At 47.3% G+C, this 17,037-nt stretch carries 12 protein-coding genes; 2 read left to right on the plus strand and 10 right to left on the minus strand.

Annotation, left to right across the window (positions count from 1 at the left end; translation table 11 throughout):
- The first annotated feature begins 127 nt into the window (after positions 1-127).
- Positions 128-1,561 (plus strand): 30S ribosomal protein S12 methylthiotransferase RimO, encoded by a 1,434-nt coding sequence (gene rimO, locus HCJ96_RS00715; protein WP_169209112.1) that lies wholly within the window; start codon positions 128-130, stop codon positions 1,559-1,561.
- A 79-nt stretch (positions 1,562-1,640) separates the two neighbouring features.
- On the opposite strand, the gene HCJ96_RS16495 is transcribed toward rimO, so the two are convergent.
- The 7 genes from HCJ96_RS16495 to HCJ96_RS00750 all read right to left on the minus strand — a co-directional run bounded on the left by HCJ96_RS16495 (position 1,641) and on the right by HCJ96_RS00750 (position 9,494).
- Positions 1,641-2,633 (minus strand): Kelch repeat-containing protein, encoded by a 993-nt coding sequence (locus HCJ96_RS16495; protein ID WP_169209113.1) that lies wholly within the window; start codon positions 2,631-2,633, stop codon positions 1,641-1,643.
- Positions 2,627-3,286, minus strand: a complete 660-nt coding sequence (locus HCJ96_RS00725; RefSeq protein ID WP_169209114.1) for an SDR family oxidoreductase — start codon at positions 3,284-3,286, stop codon at positions 2,627-2,629. Before HCJ96_RS00725 ends, HCJ96_RS16495 begins: the two co-directional genes overlap by 7 nt.
- 4 nt (positions 3,287-3,290) lie before the next feature.
- The gene (gene kdsB, locus HCJ96_RS00730; protein WP_169209115.1) at positions 3,291-4,061 is read right to left on the minus strand and encodes a 3-deoxy-manno-octulosonate cytidylyltransferase; all 771 of its coding nucleotides are present in this window, start codon (positions 4,059-4,061) and stop codon (positions 3,291-3,293) included.
- Positions 4,062-4,072: 11 nt separating this feature from the next.
- Positions 4,073-4,267, minus strand: a complete 195-nt coding sequence (locus HCJ96_RS00735; RefSeq protein WP_169209116.1) for a Trm112 family protein — start codon at positions 4,265-4,267, stop codon at positions 4,073-4,075.
- Positions 4,257-5,285, minus strand: a complete 1,029-nt coding sequence (gene lpxK, locus HCJ96_RS00740; RefSeq protein ID WP_169209117.1) for a tetraacyldisaccharide 4'-kinase — start codon at positions 5,283-5,285, stop codon at positions 4,257-4,259. Before lpxK ends, HCJ96_RS00735 begins: the two co-directional genes overlap by 11 nt.
- Positions 5,285-7,030, minus strand: a complete 1,746-nt coding sequence (msbA, locus tag HCJ96_RS00745) for a lipid A export permease/ATP-binding protein MsbA (protein WP_169209118.1) — start codon at positions 7,028-7,030, stop codon at positions 5,285-5,287. Before msbA ends, lpxK begins: the two co-directional genes overlap by 1 nt.
- Positions 7,031-7,115: 85 nt before the next feature.
- Positions 7,116-9,494 (minus strand): DNA internalization-related competence protein ComEC/Rec2, encoded by a 2,379-nt coding sequence (locus tag HCJ96_RS00750; protein WP_343034629.1) that lies wholly within the window; start codon positions 9,492-9,494, stop codon positions 7,116-7,118.
- A 40-nt stretch (positions 9,495-9,534) separates the two neighbouring features.
- Between HCJ96_RS00750 and HCJ96_RS00755 the strand changes: the two genes are divergently transcribed.
- On the plus strand, positions 9,535-10,065 hold the full coding sequence (locus HCJ96_RS00755; protein ID WP_169209120.1) for a DUF2062 domain-containing protein: 531 nt from the start codon (positions 9,535-9,537) through the stop codon (positions 10,063-10,065).
- Here HCJ96_RS00755 and ligA read toward each other — a convergent pair.
- Genes ligA through smc form a run of 3 tightly spaced genes read right to left on the minus strand, consistent with a single transcriptional unit; the run spans position 10,062 to position 16,941 of the window.
- Positions 10,062-12,101 (minus strand): NAD-dependent DNA ligase LigA, encoded by a 2,040-nt coding sequence (gene ligA / locus HCJ96_RS00760; protein WP_169209121.1) that lies wholly within the window; start codon positions 12,099-12,101, stop codon positions 10,062-10,064. The genes HCJ96_RS00755 and ligA overlap by 4 nt on opposite strands.
- 45 nt (positions 12,102-12,146) lie before the next feature.
- Positions 12,147-13,454: a cell division protein ZipA gene (gene zipA / locus HCJ96_RS00765; protein WP_169209122.1), complete on the minus strand. Its 1,308-nt coding sequence runs from the start codon at positions 13,452-13,454 to the stop codon at positions 12,147-12,149.
- A gap of 19 nt (positions 13,455-13,473) precedes the next feature.
- Positions 13,474-16,941 carry a chromosome segregation protein SMC gene (gene smc / locus HCJ96_RS00770; protein WP_169209123.1) on the minus strand — a complete coding sequence of 1,156 codons (3,468 nt, stop codon included), beginning with the start codon at positions 16,939-16,941 and terminating at the stop codon, positions 13,474-13,476.
- Positions 16,942-17,037 lie beyond the last annotated feature (96 nt).

The following is a 17,037-nucleotide window of genomic DNA, read 5'->3' on the forward strand; positions in this document are numbered from 1 at the left end:
TGATTAATAACAAAAAGCTTAGCTGTTCGATTTTTAACCGTTCATTTACTGTATTTATCGCTTCGCTCGTGTATAATCCGCCGATTTTCAACCCCAGACGCTTTACCCAAGATGTCAGCGAGGCAGAATGACCGTCAATACATATGTTCCAAATAAAACCACTACGTTAGAAACACCGGTTAAGGTGTTAGAAGCAAGTCGCAACACTGAGGTTGATGCGCGAGGATCACGGATTGGTTTTGTAAGTCTGGGCTGTCCCAAAAACCTGGTCGACTCAGAGCGTATTCTTACGCAGTTACGCACTGAAGGCTATGATGTCGTGCCTACGTATAATGACGCAGACCTGGTAATCGTTAATACCTGCGGATTTATCGATTCAGCAGTACAGGAGTCACTGGACACCATTGGCGAAGCGTTAACCGAAAACGGCCGCGTGATTGTGACAGGTTGTCTGGGCATTAAAGATGATGAAATTCGTGAAGTTCATCCGAATGTGCTGGCGGTAACCGGCCCCCATGCTTACGAAGAAGTGGTTAATCAGGTCCATACCCATCTGCCCAAACCAGAACACAATCCCTTTTCCGATCTGGTTCCCGATCACGGCGTAAAGCTTACCCCCCGTCATTATGCGTACTTGAAAATATCTGAAGGCTGCAACCACCGCTGTACGTTTTGCATCATTCCTTCAATGCGTGGTGACCTGGTCAGCCGTTCGGTTGGCAATATTCTTGATGAAGCGAAGCGACTAAAAGCAGCTGGCGTAAATGAGCTATTGGTTATTTCTCAGGACACCAGTGCGTATGGCGTAGATATGAAGCATCGCACAGGGTTCTGGGATGGTATGCCGGTGAAAACACATATTCAGCAGTTGAGTGAAAAGCTAGGTGAACTGGATATGTGGGTTCGTCTTCATTATGTATATCCCTACCCGCATGTGGATGAACTGATTCCACTAATGAATGAAGGCAAGATTTTACCTTATCTGGACATCCCTTTTCAGCATGCCAATAAACGTATTTTAAAGCTAATGAAGCGTCCCGGTAGCGCCGATCGTACATTGGAACGCATCCAGCGCTGGCGCGAAATCTGTCCTCAGCTGATTATTCGCTCTACCTTTATCGTTGGTTTCCCTGGCGAAACGGAAGAAGACTTTGAAGAATTGTTAGACTTCATTCGAGAGGCACAGTTAGATCGGGTTGGTTGTTTTGCCTACTCTCCCGTTGAAGGGGCCAGAGCCAATGATCTGCCGGATCCAGTCCCGGAAGATGTGAAGCAACAACGTTTAGCGCGTTTCATGGAAGTGCAGAGTGAGATCAGTAAATTACGCCTGCAGCAACGTGTTGGCAATGAATACCAAATCGTAATTGATAGCGTTGATAGTGAAGGCGCAGTAGGCAGAACGTACGCCGATGCCCCTGAAGTGGACGGCGTAGTACACCTCAATGGTGTATACCATTTAAAACCAGGTGACAAAGTGTGGGCGGAAGTCATTCACACAGATGAGCATGATCAATGGGCAGTGCTTTCTGAAGAGGAAGACGAGGACAGTGTGACCGACTAAGATAGTCTGCTTACGCGTCCGTTTCGCCCTTTTTGATACAGGGCCACGCAACTAAAAAAAGCGCCTCAGGGCGCTTTTTTTAGTCGATTATGAATCGAAATACAGCCGGTTTTGTTTTCCTGGCGCCAGGTTGGGCGGCCCCGCCCATGACCCAGACTTCGTCATTCCAGAAGATCGTGCCCAAACCATGCGTGGCTTGCGGCATGCTGCTAACGACTTTCCATTTATCACGTTTAATTTCGTAGCGTAACACGTCAGGGTAGAGCCCCCCGCCATTATCAAAATATTCGCCACCGAATACGTAAATGTAGTTTTCATCAGCGGCACAGGCCAAACCGCCGCGCGCCTCTGGCATAGCCGTCAACGCTGTCCAGCGTTTGGTTTTATCATTATAAACTTCATGGACCGCCAGATTACCGCCATTGACAGTGCGGCCACCAATCACATGCCAGTTGTTATTTACCACCACCGAGCACGCACTATTACGTGCGGTAGGAACAGGCGCGAGACGTTTCCACACTCCGCTTTCCTGATCAAAATAAGCATGCCAATCGGTATCGATGTGATCAGTCCATTTTCCATTTTCATCTTTCTTTAGGGTGCGACCGGTTGCCAGATGTATTTTACCGTTTAACACCGCTGATACCGTTTCTGATAATTTAACGGGTAAAGGATTGCGACGCTCCCACTGGTCAGACTCAGGCTTCAAGACCAATACAGAATCTGTGTTGGTCCATTGTCCGTCATCAGATTCAACAAACCCACCAAATGTCCACAGCAACTCGTTATCGGCCACCAACATGGCATGATGGCGAGGTTCAGGCAGGTGAGGCAGATTCGCCCACTGGTCAGCGCCGCTTTGTAACTGATAGACTTCAGCAGAAACCGAAAGCTTTCCAGCGGTGCCTTCGGTAATCCCACCGGCAACCACAAGACTGTTTTGCCATAGCACGGGATAAATTTCCTGAACTGGCGCGGGCAGCGTTGGCGCGCTCTGCCAACGATACAATTCGGCCGCCTGGGTTACCCCCGCACTTAGCAGTAGTGCGGCTTTGACAACATGACTTACCACGGTAAATTATCACCATTTGAATGCGTAAAACGCCCACTGTTTTCTAGCGTCAGCTCAGCTATTCGCGCAGCTAACCGCTTGGCAGCAGTATCAGCATCAATATCGCCGTTACCATTAACCATATCCGTTTGCACAAAACCCGGATGTAAAATACCCACCGCAATATTGAATGGCCGTAAATCGTGAGCCAACGATACGCCCATTGCGTTTAACGCGGCTTTAGACATGCGATAACCATAATATCCACCAGAACCATTGTCAGCCATGGAACCCATTCGACTGGTGATAAGACACACTTTACTGCCTTCTTTGAGGTTATCACGTAAACACTGGGTAACCAGCAATGGGCCTAGCGCATTAATACGAAACTGATAGTCAATGGTGTTGGGATCCCAGTCGTCCAGAGATTCTCTGCCCAGTACACCTGCATTATTTATTAAAATATCGATTTTGAGCTCTTTTAACTGCGCCAGCTTTTCTTTCAGCAAATCTGGATGAGACAAATCGATACCCGCTATCACCTGACAGCCACTCTTTTTCAATTCATCACTGCTATTTCTGCATACTCCGTAAACGGTATGACCTTTTGCTTTATAATGCTTTACCAGAGCCAGCCCTATACCTCTGTTCGCACCAGTAATTACTACATTCATATTTTCACATTTCCTTTTTATGCTTTTTAGTTTGCAATACCTGCATTAGTCTTGTCAGATCTTCTGGCGTGTCGATACCCGCTGGAGGTGGTTCTTTGGCTATCGCCACATGCACCACATCGTTATACCAAAGTGCGCGTAATTGCTCCAGCGACTCCAGTTGTTCTAATTCCGTCGCCGGATAACTAACATACTGTTTAATGTAGCCTGCCGTATACCCGTACAACCCGATATGACGCAAATAAGGAGCGGTGTTGATGGACTGCTTATTGGTATAATCAGTCCCCCGCAAAAACGGTATAATAGCCCGTGAAAAATACAGTGCATTACCATTTTCGGCTAAAACCACCTTCACACAATTGGGATTGGTCACATCTTCCGGCGCGTCAATGGCACAGGCAAGCGTGGCAATTGCGGGTTGCTGGCTGACCAGATTCTCCGCCACCTGACGGATATTTGTCGCTGGCACAAAAGGTTCATCACCCTGCACATTAATGATAACTTCATCATCCTCAATGTTGAGTGAAGCGATGACCTCGGCCAACCGTTCGGTGCCGGAGGTATGCTCGGTAGACGTCATACATGCTTCACAAACGGATTCAGCGACCAGTCTGATGCGATCGTCATCCGTCGCCACAATGATGCGCGTCGCCCCCGACTCTTTCGCCCGGTCGATCACGTGCAACAACATAGGCTTGCCATCAATGTCTGCCAAAGGTTTGCCAGGAAAGCGTGTAGAACCAAACCGGGCTGGAATTATCACGGTAAAATTCATAAATACTGCCGTTATTTAATAGCTTCTAACTCGTCAAGCGAGAGATGTTTTGCTTTATTTTCTATGAGTACAGGAATACTGTCATGTATGGAAAATTGTAAACGATCGAATCGACACACCAGTGATTGACCATCTGCAAGTAAAATTAGTTTTCCTTTACATACAGGACACGCAATTACATCCAGAAGTTTTTTATCAAATGCCATTTTGCGACCTTAGATTTAAGATTGATTGGGGTAAGGTTTTTTCTATTTGCTGGTAAAACTCTTCAGGAAGCGAAGCCTCAATGGGTAGATACCAGCATTGCTCATGTCCTAGCGCCTCAACTTTCACGGCGTCTTTCTCCGTCATTAATACAACACCTTGGGGAAGATCCGCTTTTTCAAATTTATGGTGATCGTTAAAGCTGATTGTTTTTGCGGCTGACAACTTAAGCTGTGCCAGATAATTGAAAAAGCGCGCTGGTGCGCCAATGCCCGCTATCGCAGTGAATCCATCGTGTTGTTGGCGAAACGCGTCGATACTGACGGTATGCTGATCAGTAACACGCACACACTGATAACCTTGTAGTTTCATCGCATATTGTGGCACTGAAACCCTTTCTAATGCCGCCTGCTCACCCTCAGTTTGGACATTATGTATTATCGCATCGATGGTATTTAATCGCCACTTACCTTCGCGTAGCGGCCCCATTGGTAACAATTTTCCATTACCCACCCCACGATCGTCCATCACCACCAGCTCAATATCCCGCTGCAAGGCGTAATGCTGCAGGCCATCATCACAGATAATGACGTCACACTTATGTAGATTTTTTAATGACGTTGCGCCACGCGTACGCTTAGGGTCGATAACCACCGGGGCGCCTGTACGCTGTGCGATCAACTTTGGTTCATCACCTACCACACTGGCAGCATCAGTGCGGCTTACACTGTGAGGAAAAGTAGTTGCACTGCCACCATAACCACGGCTAAGCACTCCAACGCGCAGTTTCTGCTGCTGAAACCATTTAGTCAGCGCAATCACTACTGGGGTTTTGCCGTTTCCACCCACCGAAATGTTGCCCACCACAATGATGAAAGCATCAGGCTTACTGGAGGCAAAAATACCACGTCGATATGCCCATCGGCGTAGGCTGGATAACATCCAGAAAAGTAAAGTCAATGGCGATAGCAACCATACCCAGTACGCTCCCTGATACCACGCCGTTGTCAGCTTACTCACTATTTTTCACCGAATTGAAGCGCGTGTAATTGTGCATAGTGTCCGCCCTGAGCCAGCAATTCGTCATGTTTTCCACGTTCGATAATTTCGCCCTGCTCAACCACCATGATCAGATCAGCTTTTTCAATTGTCGACAGCCGATGCGCTACCACCAGGCTAGTGCAGTTTTGCTGTAACTTTTCAAGTGCGTCCTGAATCAGTCGCTCCGACTCAGTATCCAGTGCCGACGTGGCTTCGTCTAGTATGAGTACGGGGGCATTGGTCAATACGGCCCGGGCAATAGCAATGCGTTGACGCTGCCCTCCTGATAGCATCAGCCCATTTTCACCCACTATGGTATCGAGCCCATCTGGTAATTGCGCCAGAAATTCATCGACGTGCGCAATTTTTGCCGCTCGCTCAATTTCTGCCCGGCCTACATTGCTGGTGGCACCGTAGGCGATGTTATTGGCAATCGTATCGTTAAACAACACCACGTGCTGAGATACCAGCGCGAATTGCTGCCGCAAGTTCTTTAAGTCAAACTCCGTGATTGGTTTTTTGTCTAACGTAACCGTACCCTGCTGAGGATTGTAAAAACGGGTAAGCAACGACGAAATCGTAGATTTCCCACTGCCTGAGCGCCCAACCAATGCAACGGTTTGCCCCGGTTTTATGGAGAAACTCACCTGTTTCAAGGCAGGACTTGTCTTGCCAGGATACGTAAAAGTCACATTATTAAAGTCTATTTCGCCGTTAATTCGGGATACGGTATTGTTGCCTGTATCCACTTCATTGTGTTCGTCAAGTATGGCGAAAATACTCGAACATGCTGCCATGCCTTTTTGAAACTCATTGTTCACTGTGGTGAGTTGTTTTAACGGTTTTAATAGCATTACCATACATAAAATTACGTTGGTAAAGACGCCGGCAGTGAGGCGTTCAACCATCTCAGGCGTGCTGGCGATGTAGAGAACGACGGCCAAGGCAATTGATGCAATAACCTGGATAGAGGATACACTTAAAATTTGGGTTACTGCCAGCTTCATATTTTGCTGTCGATTGACGTTATTTTTTTTCTCAAATCGGGCTTGCTCTACTTGCTGGCCACCAAACATTAGCACCACTTTGTGCCCTTTCACCGCCTGCTCAACGGCAGAAGTCAGATTGCCCATTGCCGTTTGAATGCTGCGACTGACTACACGAAACCGTTTACTCACATAAGAAACAATCACCGCCACAATCGGACCAATTAAAAGAAAGATAAGCGAAAGCTGCCAGGAATAGTAGAACATCACGATTAACAAGCCAATTACCAGCGCACCCTCACGCACCAGCGTCAGCAACGCATTACCGGCCGCGTTAGCGACTTGCTCGGTGTCATAAGTTACCTTACTGATGAGCGCCCCCGTTGAATGCTGGTCGTGAAATGACACCGGCAAATGGATATATTTTTCAAACAGTTGCTGCCTCATGCGCATGACTACTTTGGCTCCTATCCACCGTAAGGTATAGGTTCCCATGAAGTTGCACACCCCTCGAATGATGAACAGAGGAACGATGGCATAAGCCGCCAAGCGTAAAAATTCATGGTCGTTTTTACCAAATGATTCATCAATCAGTGTTTTGGTCTGACCGATAACGAATGTATCCACAGCGGAATAGCCGACCATACCAATGATGGCAACAAAAAAAGGTAGTTTATAATCACGCAGATAGTTTAAAAATCGTTTTAACTGCGATGCGTCAGGGTCTGCCGAATGCATGTATACTCACTTGTAACAATCCATGCGGCTATTGTAGCTTGTTAAGCAGCAAATCCCTAGACTGAGGTGTTAAATTGGGAGCAATTCAATACATTAGCGGTAAAGAAAACGTTGACGACTCTGCTGTTTGCTGCAAATACCAGCGCTTCTTTATATCATCTCTAAACGTTGTTACGCGGATCCCATCTTCGGAAAGGCGCATCTGAATATAACCGTGCTCGCTGGTGTTGAATTGGGTTGCGCCTATTTCATAGTAACGGTCCACCACCTTTTCAGCGGGAAACTGCCAGCGATTTTTAAATCCAGTGGTATAAGCCACCAGTTGCGGGGACACCGCGTTGACGAAGATTCCGGTTGAAGATGTATTACTGCCATGATGGGGCGCTATCAGTATCTCAGCGCTAAGATCCGGTTGCTGATAAAGCAATTCGTATTCAGCAGAACTTTCTATATCACCAGGCAGCAAGACTGAATATTCAGGTCCTGACACTTTAAGAACACAGGAAAAATTGTTACCCGATGCCGCTGGCGTACGAGGCCATATTGCCGCGATCCTCAATGCGTTCCATCGCCATTGTTCACCGGCCACGCAGCCTGATGCTGGCGAAAGTATTGAAACATCGCGGCCTTGCTCTGCGCCAAAATACTGAATAAAGTCAGCAAGGCCACCAGCATGATCATTGTCACTATGGCTGATAAAAAGCGTATCCACTTTATTAACGTTAAGCGACCGTAGTGCAGGAATAACAACTTGCCGCATCATACTGCTACCCTCTTTGAATGCCGCACCGGTATCGATCAAAAGTGCCTCGTGGCCCTGTGAAATGGCCAGTGCGGTACCCTGGCCGACATCAAATATGTGAAGTTTCCAGCTGTTTGTGTCAGCCGGTAGAAAGGCCGTTATTAATGGTATCAGACACAGCAGTATCAACACTCGTTTATACGCAAGAGGCGGACATAAACATAGAAAAACAATAATAAAAAGACATAGCGCCACCGGAGTAGTATTCATCGACGTAGAAAATGCAGGGGCAAAGGACGCAATTAATGTCATAAACTCAATCATCCAGCGCATTACGTCATCGGCTAGCACGAGTAGTCCCCCCTGATCAAACTTGAACAAATTATCAACCATCAGGGCGAGTAAAAAGAACGGCATGGCAAATGAAATGAGCGGCACAAAAACCAAATTAGCTATGGGTGCAATCCAGCTGATTTGCCCAAACCACAACATTGTCATTGGCAGCATCATCATACAAAGCATAAATTGCATCAGAATTAACTGGGATATTTTGTTTTTTATTGTTCTGGTTCTCGCCTTAAACGACCATAGTAAAAACCAAATTGTGATTACCGCACCAACACTCAGATAAAATGACGCACTATATACGGACAAAGGAAACACAAACAGGCACAGGCACATCATGATCAATGCTTTATCCTGAGTACTCCAATGGACACGCTTATATTGCAATATCAGATACAGAGAGATCAGCACCCACGCCCGTACCACGGGCAGCGCGCCGGTGGCAATTATTGCATAACTGCCGGTAAGTATAAGAAGCGGAAACAGCGACCACTTGCTTGCACTGTAATGAGGCGAAGCCCTCAGTAAAACTTTTTGCCAAAGTGCAATCAATCCAGCAAATAGGGTGTAACACCACGCAAATATGATCCCCATATGCAAACCCGAAATACTGAACAAATGGGCCGTACCTGTGGCTTGCATAATTCCCCAGTCATCACTGGACAAATCATCACGGTTGCCAATCAGGATCGCTTTTAACCATCGCGCGTTGGTTAGCGTACGACTATCAAGGAAGGCAGACAGGTTTGCGTGAAACGAGAACGAGGGTAATAACAGCTCAGGTTGTGCATTGGCAGTGATGCTTCCGGTTGCGACCACAGCCTGACTTAATAGCCATTGCTGTTTCAGCGCGCTCCCAGGATTAGCCAGTCCATAGGCTGGTTTGAGCTTTGCGCTTACCTTGATGTGCTGGTGGCGACGTAATTGAATGGCAGAATGGTACCAATACAGGATTACATTCGGTGAAATAATTGCCGAGCGGTCATTAACAGATTTTACTTTCATCACTATTTTTGCAAATGACGGTCCATTGGTAACACTGAGAACGTCTCCGGTAAGGATGACATCATCTTTAAATTTGCTCACCTCTTGTTGCCAACTGGTATACCAATGCCCTACACTCGCCATCCAGGTTGTTCCTATGGCAAAACCATGTATTGCGAACAGCAGTAGAAACACCCAATCTTGATTAAATTGAAATCTTTTTAACCCATAAGATGGTACACAAGCATATATGGAACGTTTTAGGGTAACTAAAGAAGCGCTACTTATGGCAACAATGAGCAGACAAACGCATAAGGATGGAAGCCCTGGCCAATATGTGGCAGACAAGGCTCCAGTACAAAACCCAACCAGCCAATGTGTGATTTTTTGCACTCCTTTGCTAATCTCCCCGATGCGTGGTTAAAAAGTCGCTATGCCAAGAAAATTCATCCAACGATTTTTACCCGATCACCAGACCATCAAGAACCAGCGTGCGTTGCAGATGTTTGGTAATATCCTGCATGAACCTAATTTATGGCATCTAAACAGACGCTCCGCGTCACGCGCATTTGGAATCGGGTTATTTTTCGCATTTTGGCCCGTTCCGTTTCAAATGTGGTTATCTGCGGCCACCGCCATTCCAAGCAAAGCCAATCTGCCAGTTTCTGTGGCAACAGTATGGATAACCAACCCGTTCACAATGCCGCCAATATTTTATGGTGCTTATAAAGTCGGTACTACTGTACTTGGGGCCCGGGAACAACAATTTGAAATTCAATTTAGTCTGGACTGGTTAATCCAAAGTCTGGGCACCATTGGTCCAGCACTGCTCGTGGGGAGCTTGATCTGCGGTATTGTCTTTGGGGTTGCAGGTTATTTTGGATTAAACTGGCTGTGGCGTTTCTCGGTACAGAAATCCTGGGATGCACGCAAGCAAAGACGGCTTGCTCGCGATACAAATTAATTAATCAAACTGTGCTCCCGCAACAGCGACAACATTTTATCTTCATCCCACACTTCTACACCCAGTGATTGGGCCTTTGTCAGTTTGGAACCGGCTTTATCGCCTGCAACCAGCACACTGGTATTAGCAGAAATCGATCCTGAAACTTTGGCTCCCAGCGTCTGCAGATGAGCCTTAGCATCGTTTCGACCCATGCTGCTTAAGGTGCCGGTAAGTACCCAGGTCTGGCCATCTAAAGGTGCATCATCTAACTGAATTTTTTCCACGTCGGGCCATTCGACGCCCAACGCAATAAGCTGTTCAATGATGTCATTGTTGTGCGTTTCGGCAAAAAAATTCACAATGTGTTGGGCTACTACATTGCCAATATCTTGCACCTCAAGTAACGCTTCCTGATTCGCCTGACGGATGGCGCTGAGGCTTCCAAAATGCACAGCCAGATTTTGTGCCGTGGTTTCGCCTACTTCGCGGATCCCCAGTGCATATAAAAAGCGCGGTAGTGTCGTCTTCTTTGCTGCATGTAAGGAAGCGAGTAAGTTTGCCGCTGACTTTTCAGCCATGCGTTCCAACCCTACCAGTTTTTGCATGCTTAACCTGAAAAAATCAGCCGGATGTTTAACAAGTTCAGCATCCACCAGCTGTTCAACTAACTTGTCACCTAACCCATCAATATCCAGTGCCTTGCGTGAAGCGAAGTGCTTTAATGCCTGTTTGCATTGAGCAGCACAAAACAAACCACCGGAGCATCTTGCTACCGCTTCTTCGGGAAGCTTTTCAACTTTTGATCCACACACAGGGCACGCTTTAGGAAACTGAATTGGGCTGCTGTTATCAGGACGATTTTCCGCAACCACGGAAACGACCTGTGGGATGACATCACCGGCGCGTCGAATAACCACCTGATCACCAATACGAACTCCCAGCCTGTTGATTTCATCCTCGTTATGCAGCGTCGCGTTCGACACGGTTACACCGCCCACAAAGACTGGTATTAAACGGGCGACCGGGGTAATTGCGCCCGTACGTCCTACCTGAAATTCAACATCTTGCAGTGTGGTGATCTCTTCCTGCGCGGGAAACTTTTGCGCTATTGCCCAGCGTGGCGCGCGGGAAACAAAACCCAATTTTTCCTGCAAATCGATCCGATCCACTTTAAATACCACGCCATCAATGTCATATGGCAGTGTGTCACGGGCATCCAGAATACGTTGATAGTATTTAAGGCAGCCATGTGAACCTATGGTCGAATCTACTTCCGGGCACAATGGCAGGCCCCACTCAGCCAATAGATGTAGTCGCTCTGAATGCAATAGTGGCAATGAATACGAATCAGGTTGCACCACACCTAACGAATAGGCGTAAAACTGAAGTGGCCGTTTAGCCGTAATTCTTGAATCCAGCTGACGTAAACTTCCTGCAGCGGCATTACGCGGGTTGGCAAACACTTTTGCCTGTTGCTGCTTTTGCATTTCATTCAGTTTGATAAAGCCGGCCCGAGGCATGAAAACTTCGCCTCTGACCTCAAGACGTTCGGGCCAATTTTCACCACGCAGTGAAAGTGGGACATTGGCTATGGTTCGCACGTTTTCGGTAATGTTCTCACCAACCCTACCGTCTCCCCGTGTCGCCGCTCTAACCAGTTTTCCCTGTTCATAAAGAATACTGACGGCCAGGCCATCTAACTTGGGTTCACAACTAAATGTCAGTTCCGAAGTGTCTTTTAATCTATCACGAAGACGCTTTTCAAAAGCAATCAGTGACTCTTCATCGAATGCATTATCCAGCGAGAGCATAGGAACTTCATGCTCAACCTGACTGAACGCCGACAGCGGTGCTGCGCCCACTTTCTGGGTGGGCGAATCTTCTGTCACCAGTTGTGGATGCGCTTTTTCCAGTGCCAACAACTCGTTGAACAAACGGTCGTATTGAGCATCAGGAACTTTAGGCTCATCAAGCACATAATAGTGGTAATTGTACTCGTTGATTGTCTGACGCAGCACTACAATTCTTGACTCGGGTGTTGGAGAATCGCTCATTAAAATACCGATTGAAAATAATTGACTAAAAACGTGGTTGATAACCTAGCGATTAACCATTCGCAAGCGTTCAAACTCTCTAATGCGTTCTATGTATTGTTGCAATCCCTGCTTGGTCATTACACTTCTGCGGCCATCTAAGACTTGCGCCCCAAACTCGTCAGCGATTTTACGGGCAGCATTGTGCATCATGTTAAACACCTGATGTGCATCACCTTCAATGGGCAGGATCATAAACAGGGAAACCCCCTGCGTCGTAAAAGTTTCAAGGTTATCTATGTCAAACACGCCCGGTTTGAACATATTAGCCAGAGAAAACAGTACCGGCCCCTTGCCGTTGGAGTTCACATGACGATGAAAAATGTCCTGTTCACCAAATTTAAACCCTAATGTCAGTAACATGGGTAACAACGCAGCGCCAGAAATAGGAGATTCATCAGCGGCTTTCACGTTTAGTACCAGTACTTCCTGCTCAGGCAAGGTGGTTTTTCCGGTGTCAGCGCTCGCAACGGGCTTTTCCTGTGCAGATCCACTCATTTCAGCCTCGCTCTCTACCGGGTGATCAAAATCAATTCGCATCTGATCCTCACCAAATTTTGGCTCCTGGCGGCCTTTTTTGAGTGTCGGTTTACTGCGTTTACGTGACATAAATCGTCGCGCCTGCTCGGTGAGACTTTCTCCCTCAACAGGCTGTTCATCGTGTGAATCTTGCATATGTTGGGGCGCAGGTTGGGTATCTAAACTGAAATCATCCACCTCTGAATCTTGCGCATGACTTTCATCGTCAACCGAAGCGTGCACGGTGTCAGGTTGATTTTCAGCGGCTTTTTTCAATAGAAAACCCGGTGGTTCAGGCATCTCGCCTTTGTCACCCTCAGCGCTATGACGCTGGCTCTGCAAATGCGGTTTCGGGTTGGTTACTACTGAGCCGTATAAGCGAGTTTCAGGCTCTGCCTTCGCCGGTTTAGAAGGCTTTTCAGCGATTTCATCTTCGTCAGGATCAGTGGTGCCACTCACGTCCCCTCCCTTGCCTTCGGGCGCGTGTGGCTGAGCCTCGTCATGCCGATGCTTCACCACACGTACCTTGCCCAAACCTAATTCATCGAAGTCTTCAACATCCGCCATTTCACGCAGCGATTCACTTCGACGCCCCATATCTTCTTCGCGCCAGGCGTTATCTTCCTCAAGTTCATCGGTATCAACATCTTCCGCTTCCCAAGAACGGGGTTCCAGACGGGATTTTTTTTCTACCGGCTTGCTTTGCTTTCGAATCTTCCACATGCCATGCGCAAAAATGGCAATGATAAACAGCGTACCAGCGATTAATAATGACAGGCGTAATTCATCTTGCATTGACTTTAATTGCCCTTTGTTATGTTTCAGCGAACGACATTGCTTCCTCCACGTCCACCGCAACCATGCGCGAAACACCAGGTTCCGCCATAGTAACACCGGTAAGGTGGCTAGCCATTTCCATCGCTATCTTATTATGGGTAATGTAAATAAATTGAACCGTTTGCGACATTTCCGAAACCAGGTTACAAAACCTGCCTACGTTCGCATCGTCAAGCGGCGCATCGACTTCATCCAATAAACAAAATGGAGCTGGATTTAATCGAAATATAGCGAATACCAATGATAAAGCGGTTAGCGCTTTTTCTCCACCGCTTAACAGATGAATTGTACTATTTTTCTTACCCGGGGGCCGCGCCATTATCGTGACACCCGTCTCTAAATAATCATCATCGGTCAACGCTAGATAGGCAGACCCTCCTCCGAATACTTTTGGAAACAAGATTTTAAGGTCATTATTTACTTGCTCAAAGGTTTCGGCAAATCGCTGTCGGGTCTCTTTGTCAATCTTCCGGATGGCACTTCTTAACGTTTCCAGTGCACTGTTTAAATCATCAAACTGTGTATCCAGGTGCGTCTTGCGTTCAGACTGAATTTCGTATTCATCCACCGCCGCCAGATTTACCGCCCCTAACCGGCTGATTGCGGCTTGAGTTTTTTCCAACTCACTTTGCCAGCGTGATTCATCTGCCTGCTCGTCTAATTGTTCAAGCACGGCTTTCAGATTTTGCCTTGTTTCCTGCAGTTGTTCGATTACGGCAGTTGCGCGAACCCGGTAGCCTTCAATTTCAAGCTTAATACTTTCCAACGCTGATTGTCGCTGATTAATTTGCGTTGTAATGCCGTGCTGACCTTGTTTTGCTTCCTGCAATAACTGATGCAATTCGTTCAGTTCAGTTTGGTGCTCACTGATCGACGCCTCTACCTCCTCGCGCTCAGCCAGCAAGGATTGCAGCTGTTCTTGCTGAGTCTCAAGTGGTGCGGTGAGAGTAGCATGCTCTTCCTCAAGCGATTGACGACGATTGAGCAAATTGTCTTTCTGCGACCCGTTACGCGTAACCTGTTGAGTGTATAGTTCATACTGGTTTTTTTGCTGTTGCAACGCCAACTCAACCTGGTGTCGCTGACTAATTTGCCGTTCAAGATGGAGACTGATATCTGCAATTGCGGCTTCAATCAGCTCGCGTTTATCATCATTGCTTTGATTCAACTCTTCTAATTCAGCTTGTTTCAGCGAAGCCTCTTCCAGCTTGATTGCCACTTCTTCCTGCTGCAGTTTTTCTTCTTCAAGACGCACTTGTTGTCGACTTAACTCTTCGCGTAACTTCTGCTGTCGGCGTGCGCTGTCTTCCCACTGCATTTTCGCGAATTTCATCTCGTTGTGCAAAGACTGAAGAAGCGTAGAGTGTTCATTCAAGGCACGCTGGCTGTTTTCCAACATATCATTTTTAATGGTCAATTGTTGTTGGAGCGCGGCTAAGCTGCTTTTATGCGTGCTAATCTGGCGGCTTAATTCCTCTGCTTGCGCATTAAGTTCCCGCAATCGCTTGGTCTGATCAAAAGCACCTTCACCTTTTATTCTGTGCTGATTAATTACCCATGCGTGTGAGAGCCACTCACCACTTAGGGTAATAACCGATTGGTGTGGCATTAATGTGCGTAGTTTTTGCTGTGCTTGTGCCAGTGAATCCGCAATAAATATGTGATTAAAAAAGGTAAAAACTGGACCCGCGGTCACTTTATCCGCCAGACTGCCCGACTCAATTTTTTCAGCAATAGCATCGGCAGCTACGACACGCTGCCCTAATGGCAATCCAGCGGCTTGGCTGGACAATGTGTCCGTTGTCAGTAAATCATGCACCATGGGTTGTGCTAAGCCTTCCAACACAACCTCAAAACACTTTTCAAAGCCCGTAGCCACCTCAATTTGCTGCCAGACGGGGCTCAACTGTTCAGTTGTGCCCTGTGCTGCAGCTCGTTCCGATTGCATTGCTTCAATCGCCGCAATGGCGGCATTCACCGATTGATGTTTATCGGTAACGGCGGTTAATAGCTGTTGTAGTTGGTCTAATTCAGCACCTGCGGTTTCCTTCAGTGACTGGTTCGCACTGACGTCTTCCTGTAACGCTGACAACCGGGTCTCTTCTTTTTGTCGCTTAGCTTCGAGCTGCTTAAGCTCAGCGTGCAGCTCATCGCCACCCAGTTCACGCAATTCTTCATTCAATTCGGCAATACGTTGCGACGTACGAAGCTGCATGTCCATCAATGACTGCAGTTGGCTATGACAAGTCTGTACCTGATTTTTTAGTTGATGATATTGCGCTTCGTGATTTCTGGTGCGCTGATTAAACGCTCTTAAATCAGCTTCCTTTGTCGCCTTTTGCTCCTGGGCCTGCTCGGCCGCCAACGACAGCATTTCATTTTCAGGCTCAAGCTGTAAGATGCGTTCAGAAGCAATTTCCTGAGCTTGTGAAGCTTGCATGAGCGCACTATTCAGATCATCAAGTTGATGAACTAGTTCGGCAAGTTCAGTTTTAATTTGTGTTTTACGTTGCTGGCTATGTAAATTGCTTTGCTCTATGCGGGTGATGGCATTCCCCGTGCTAAATCGCTTGTGCTGCAGGTCATCCAGTTTTTGGGTCAGCTCATCGGCTTTTTGCTGATACTGCACGATACCGGCTTCGTCGCCCCGCTGACGTGCAATTAACGCATCCAGTTCGGTTTCCTGTTTTCGCTTCTGCTGATTTAAGCTTTCAATCTTTTCCGAATGTTTCAGCCAACGTATGGCGCAAAGTTCCGCTTTCAAGGTACGTTCGCTGGCTTTCAATTGTTTATAGCGATTGGCGGCAGCAGCCTGTCGCTGAAGCTTCTCTATCTGCTGGCCAAGCTCGCTGCGCACGTCTTCAAGACGCTCAAGGTTTTCAACCGTATGTCTAATTCTGTTTTCAGTTTCCCGCCGCCGTTCTTTGTAGCGCGAGACCCCAGCCGCTTCTTCGATAAACACCCGAAGCTCCTGCGGTTTGGATTCGATAAGACGCGAAATCATGCCTTGTTCGATGATAGCGTAGCTGCGAGGCCCAAGTCCGGTTCCTAAAAACAGATCAGTGACGTCCCGACGGCGACACTTGGTGCCGTTTAAAAAATAAGTTGAAGTTGCATCGCGGGTAACCAGTCGTTTGATAGACAGCTCATTGTAACGGGCGTACTCTCCTTCGATACGCCCACTGCTATTGTCAAAAACCAGTTCAACACTGCACTGCCCCACCGGTTTTCTGGCCGAAGAGCCGTTAAAAATTACGTCGGTCATGGCATCGCCACGCAGATTCTTCGCCGAGCTTTCACCTAACACCCAACGCACTGCATCGATCACGTTTGACTTGCCGCAGCCGTTTGGGCCGACGATTGCAGTCATATCACCTGGAAATGGAATTGAAGTGGGATCGACGAAGGATTTAAACCCGGCGAGTTTAATTTTTTTCAGACGCACTGAGACCTCACGGATTTAACCAAAGGCCACGTTAAAAAGGCGATACTGGGCATTATTGCACTACTGACAAACCGATTAGAAATCACTATGTACGCG

The sequence above is a fragment of the Alteromonas ponticola genome (assembly GCF_012911815.1).
Taxonomy (GTDB): Bacteria; Pseudomonadota; Gammaproteobacteria; order Enterobacterales; family Alteromonadaceae; genus Alteromonas; species Alteromonas ponticola.

Bases quoted from the DNA above. Each gene is read 5' to 3' on its own strand.
- zipA (WP_169209122.1), bottom strand. From the start codon at position 13,454: ATGCAAGATGAATTACGCCTGTCATTATTAATCGCTGGTACGCTGTTT.
- msbA (WP_169209118.1), bottom strand. From the start codon at position 7,030: ATGCATTCGGCAGACCCTGACGCATCGCAGTTAAAACGATTTTTAAAC.
- HCJ96_RS00725 (WP_169209114.1), bottom strand. From the start codon at position 3,286: ATGAATGTAGTAATTACTGGTGCGAACAGAGGTATAGGGCTGGCTCTG.
- kdsB (WP_169209115.1), bottom strand. From the start codon at position 4,061: ATGAATTTTACCGTGATAATTCCAGCCCGGTTTGGTTCTACACGCTTT.
- HCJ96_RS00755 (WP_169209120.1), top strand. From the start codon at position 9,535: ATGCCAAGAAAATTCATCCAACGATTTTTACCCGATCACCAGACCATC.
- rimO (WP_169209112.1), top strand. From the start codon at position 128: ATGACCGTCAATACATATGTTCCAAATAAAACCACTACGTTAGAAACA.
- HCJ96_RS00735 (WP_169209116.1), bottom strand. From the start codon at position 4,267: ATGGCATTTGATAAAAAACTTCTGGATGTAATTGCGTGTCCTGTATGT.
- ligA (WP_169209121.1), bottom strand. From the start codon at position 12,101: ATGAGCGATTCTCCAACACCCGAGTCAAGAATTGTAGTGCTGCGTCAG.